We start from the raw sequence: 4,120 nt of genomic DNA, 5'->3' as shown, positions 1-4,120 counted from the left end.
GTGAGGCGCTGTACAGAGAAAACCTGCCGCCGCCGGCCATCAAGGGGAAAAGCGTCATCCTGATCGACGATGGTCTGGCGACCGGCGCCACGATGTCGGCGGCGGTGAAGGCGCTGAAGGCGCAGCAACCGGCGCGCATCGTCGTGGCCGTGCCCACCGCCGCGCCGGACGTGTGCGAGCAGATGCGGCACGAGGCGGATGAGGTGGTGTGCGCGACAACGCCGGAGCCGTTTCGCGCCGTCGGTCGCTGGTACGAAGACTTCGCACAGACCAGCGACGAAGAGGTGCGCGAATTGTTGGCGCTGGCCAGGCGCAACGCGCCCAAGGACTGATGGCCATGGAACGCCACCTCGACTCCGGTCTCGACCCGGAAGTCGGCGACGTGCTGCGTCAGGCCGCCAGGCCGCTCTACGGCAGCGAGCGTGACCACGATGGCCTGCTGGCGCTGATTGGCGATGCGCGCTATGTGCTGATCGGCGAGGCCTCGCACGGCACGCATGAGTTCTACCGCGAGCGCGCCCGCCTCACGCAACGGCTGATCGCCGAGATGGGCTTTCATGCGGTGGCGATCGAAGGCGACTGGCCGGATGCCTACCGCGTCAACCGTTATGTGCGCGGCGTCAGCGACGACAGCTCGGCGGAGGGCGCCCTTGCCGGCTTCCGGCGCTTCCCGACCTGGATGTGGCGCAACACCGCGGTGACCGAGTTCGTCGACTGGCTGCGCGAGTTCAACGACACCCGCCCCGAGGTCGACAGGGCCGGCTTCTACGGCATGGACCTGTACAGCCTGCATGGCTCGATGAGCGCGGTGCTGCAGTACCTCAACTTGGCCGACCCGGCCGCCGCCAAGCTGGCGCGTGAACGCTACGCCTGCTTCGACCAGTTCGGCAGTGACAGCCAGGTCTACGGCTTGATGACCGGACTGGGCACCGCCAAGGGCTGCGAGCGCGAGGTGATCGCGATGTTGATCGACCTGCGGCGGCGCGCCTGCATGGCGCCGGAGCAGGGCCGCGGCGACGCCGAGCAGGGCTTCGATGCCGAACAGAACGCGCGGCTGGTGAAGAACGCGGAGGCCTACTACCGCTCGATGTACCTCAGTGACGTGTCGAGCTGGAACCTGCGTGACCGCCACATGATGGAAACGCTGACCGAGCTGGAGCGGCACCTGCGCCGCTCGGGCAGCGGCGACCCGCCGAAGATCGTCGTCTGGGCCCACAACTCGCACCTGGGCGACGCGCGGGCGACCGAGATGGGCAAGCGCGGCGAGCTGAACGTCGGCCGGCTGGTGCGCGAACGCTATGGCCAGGACGCGGTGCTGGTCGGCTTCTCCACTCACACCGGCAGCGTGACTGCCGCCAGTGATTGGGATGGCGCGGTCGAGCGCAAGCTGGTGCAGCCTTCGCTGCCAGAGAGCTACGAGTGGCTGATGCACATGGTCGGCATCGAGTCGTTCTGGCTGCCGCTGCGCGGCGCCAGCCGCCACAGCCAGGTGCTCAGCGCGCCGCGGCTGCAGCGAGCGATCGGCGTCATCTACCGGCCAGACACCGAGCGTCAGAGCCACTACTTCCACGCAGAGCTGCCGCAGCAGTTCGACGCATTGATCCACATCGACACAACGCGCGCGGTCGAGCCGTTGGAGCGGACGTCTGCATGGACACCAGAGGCTCCCGAAACCTACCCTGCTGGACTGTGAGTTGACCGCCATGAATGCACTCTTGTCCGCTCCCACTCAGCAGGCTTTGCGCATCACTGTCGGCGGTGGTGTGCTGCTGGCCGCCGACCTGAGCCTGCCTGCCCGTGCCACCGGCCTGGTGTTGTTTGCCCATGGCAGTGGCAGCAGCCGCTTCAGCCCACGCAACCGTCAGGTGGCCAAGGTGCTCAACGAGGCGGGGCTCGCCACCGTGCTGGCCGACCTGCTGACACCGGCCGAGGAAGACGCCGACAGCCGCGGCGGCCACCATCGCTTCGACGTCGTGCTGCTGGCCGAACGCTTGGCTGCCGTCGCCGAGTACCTGGCACTGCTGCAGACCACGGGGCCTTTGCCGATGGGGTTGCTCGGCGCCAGTACCGGCGCCGCCGCGGCCTTGCTGACGGCGAGTCGGTTGCGATCCGAGGTGCGCGCCGTGGTGTCCCGCGGCGGTCGGCCCGATCTGGCCGAGGAGGCGCTGGAGCATGTGCGCGCGCCAACGTTGCTGATCGTCGGGGGCGACGACTCGCCGGTGGTCGAGCTGAACCGGCGCGCCCTGATGCTGCTGACCTGCGAAAAGCAGATGGCCATCGTGCCGGGCGCCTCGCATTGTTTTGAAGAGCCCGGTGCGCTGGATGCGGTGGCCGCATTGGCGCGCGATTGGTTCAAACGCTGCCTGCCACCGCTGCGTTAGGCTGCTTACGGACCTTGACGCCACCGGCGCGCAGCGCGCGCAAGGTGCGATCCGGCGTCTTGTGCGGCACCACGATCGCCGCCGCCTCTTGCAGCGGCGCGACGACGAAAGGGGAGGCGGCCATCAATTTTTCGGCCGACGCCAGCACGATGGTTTCTGCTGCGCGTTCGTGCAGCGCCCGCTTGACAGCGGCCTCTTCGGCGTCGCCTGTGCTCAGGCCCGCATCCGGGTGCACGCCGGTCACTCCCATGAAATACAGGTCGGCCCGCAACTGGGCCGCGGCAGCGATCACCGCCGCGCCGACGTTGACCATCGAATGCCGGAACAGCCGCCCGCCCAACATCAGGATCTCGACCTGCGGGTGCTCGGCGGCGGCGACCGCCACCGTCGGGCTGTGCGTCACGATGGTGGCGCGCAGGCCGGGGTCGAGGTGGCGCGCAATCTGCAGGGCCGTGGTGCCGCCATCGAGGATCACCACCTGCCCCGGGCGGATCAGTGAAGCGCCGTAGCGTCCGAGCTGCACCTTCTCCTGCGTCGACAACTGCTCGCGCACCTTCATGTCGCCTGCTGCGGCCGCGGCAGGCAAGGCGCCACCATGCACGCGCTGCAAGCGCCCAGCCTGGGCCAGCTCGCGCAGGTCGCGGCGGATCGTGTCTTCCGAGATCTGCAGCTCGGCGGCCAGGGTCTTGGCGACGATCTGCCCTTCTCGGCCTAAGCGGTCGAGGATCAGTCGCTTGCGTTGGGTGGTCAGCATGAGGCTTGCATTGCGGCGATGTCAGCCTCTATGATTGCACGAAACTGCACGAATTTATTCAAACATGCACGACACTGAACATGCACGGATCCGCGTCATCGAAGAGCGGCTGCTGTCCAACGACTGGTTCGTCCTGAAGAAGACGACCTTCGACTACCGCCGGCGCGACGGCAGCTGGCAACGCCAGAGCCGCGAGACCTACGACCGCGGCAATGGTGCGGTGTTGCTGCTGTTCAACGCCGAGCGCGGCACGGTGGTGCTGACGCGCCAGTTCCGCTTTCCGGCCTATGTCAATGGCTGTGCCGACGGCCTGCTGGTCGAGGCCTGCGCAGGCCTGCTTGATGGCGAGGACCCGCACGACGCGATCCGCCGCGAGGTTGCCGAGGAAACGGGCTTTCACGTGCGCGCCCCGCGCAAGCTGTTCGAGGCTTACATGAGCCCCGGCTCGGTGACCGAGAAGCTGCACTTCTTCGTCGCCGAGTACAACGAGCTGGACCGTCAGGGTGACGGTGGCGGTGACCACGCCGAGGGCGAAGACATCGAGGTCGTCGAGCTGGCGTTGGACGACGCGCTGCGCCACATCGCCGATGGCCGCATCCAGGACGGCAAGACGATCATGCTGCTGCAGCACGCGGCGTTGGTCGGGCTGCGGGCGCTGCGCACCGCCTGACCCCTGTGCCCTGCTGGCACGGGGTCAGGCAACCGCGCGGTGGTTACTTGATTGGCGTCAGCAGCGCGGCGCCCAGGTTGCCCCAGGCGCAGATCAAACCGTCGTCGTTGATGTCGAGGGCGTCCCAGAGCTGCCAGCCGGCGCCGGTGACCGGGTCGAGCAAGTCGCTCAGGGCTTGCATGCGGCCGTGGCGCCAGATCGCGGCGCGGCTGGGCTGGGTGTCGTTGGGAACGACGACGACGCCAACCACGACGTCGTGGTTGTTGATCGCCGACGCGAGCGCCCGAACGCCTCTTGGTGCTCCCAGGTCACGCA

Annotated in this window: 6 protein-coding genes; 4 read left to right on the top strand and 2 right to left on the bottom strand. The window is 67.9% G+C overall.

Annotated features, from left to right (window positions below; translation table 11 throughout):
- The 3 genes from AC1DYI_RS28500 to AC1DYI_RS28490 form a co-directional block, all read left to right on the top strand.
- Positions 1–332, top strand: a 332-nt coding sequence (locus tag AC1DYI_RS28500; protein ID WP_477207494.1) for a phosphoribosyltransferase, incomplete at its 5' end; no start/stop codon positions are given.
- Positions 333–337: 5 nt separating this feature from the next.
- Entirely contained in the window at positions 338–1,693 is a 1,356-nt protein-coding gene (locus tag AC1DYI_RS28495; protein ID WP_477207493.1) for an erythromycin esterase family protein, read from the top strand.
- Positions 1,694–1,703: 10 nt separating this feature from the next.
- Positions 1,704–2,381: a dienelactone hydrolase family protein gene (locus AC1DYI_RS28490; RefSeq protein WP_477207492.1), complete on the top strand. Its 678-nt coding sequence runs from the start codon at positions 1,704–1,706 to the stop codon at positions 2,379–2,381.
- Here AC1DYI_RS28490 and AC1DYI_RS28485 read toward each other — a convergent pair.
- Positions 2,353–3,135: a DeoR/GlpR family DNA-binding transcription regulator gene (locus AC1DYI_RS28485; protein WP_477207491.1), complete on the bottom strand. Its 783-nt coding sequence runs from the start codon at positions 3,133–3,135 to the stop codon at positions 2,353–2,355. The two genes, AC1DYI_RS28490 and AC1DYI_RS28485, sit on opposite strands and share 29 nt — an antisense overlap.
- Before the next feature lie 64 nt (positions 3,136–3,199).
- Here AC1DYI_RS28485 and AC1DYI_RS28480 point away from each other — a divergent pair, with 64 nt between their 5' ends.
- Positions 3,200–3,805 (top strand): NUDIX domain-containing protein, encoded by a 606-nt coding sequence (locus AC1DYI_RS28480; RefSeq protein ID WP_477207490.1) that lies wholly within the window; start codon positions 3,200–3,202, stop codon positions 3,803–3,805.
- 43 nt (positions 3,806–3,848) lie between these two features.
- On the opposite strand, the gene AC1DYI_RS28475 is transcribed toward AC1DYI_RS28480, so the two are convergent.
- Positions 3,849–4,120 (bottom strand): hypothetical protein (locus tag AC1DYI_RS28475; RefSeq protein WP_477207489.1); only part of this gene is annotated, 272 nt, incomplete at its 5' end.

The organism is Ideonella sp. P3_A4 (assembly GCF_056403075.1).
The sequence above is the reverse complement of the archived record's forward strand: the minus strand, read 5'-3'. Positions and strand labels throughout refer to the sequence as shown.

Coding starts and splice junctions, on each gene's coding strand:
- AC1DYI_RS28485 (WP_477207491.1), bottom strand. CDS start 3,135: ATGCTGACCACCCAACGCAAGCGACTGATCCTCGACCGCTTAGGCCGA.
- AC1DYI_RS28490 (WP_477207492.1), top strand. CDS start 1,704: ATGAATGCACTCTTGTCCGCTCCCACTCAGCAGGCTTTGCGCATCACT.
- AC1DYI_RS28495 (WP_477207493.1), top strand. CDS start 338: ATGGAACGCCACCTCGACTCCGGTCTCGACCCGGAAGTCGGCGACGTG.
- AC1DYI_RS28480 (WP_477207490.1), top strand. CDS start 3,200: ATGCACGACACTGAACATGCACGGATCCGCGTCATCGAAGAGCGGCTG.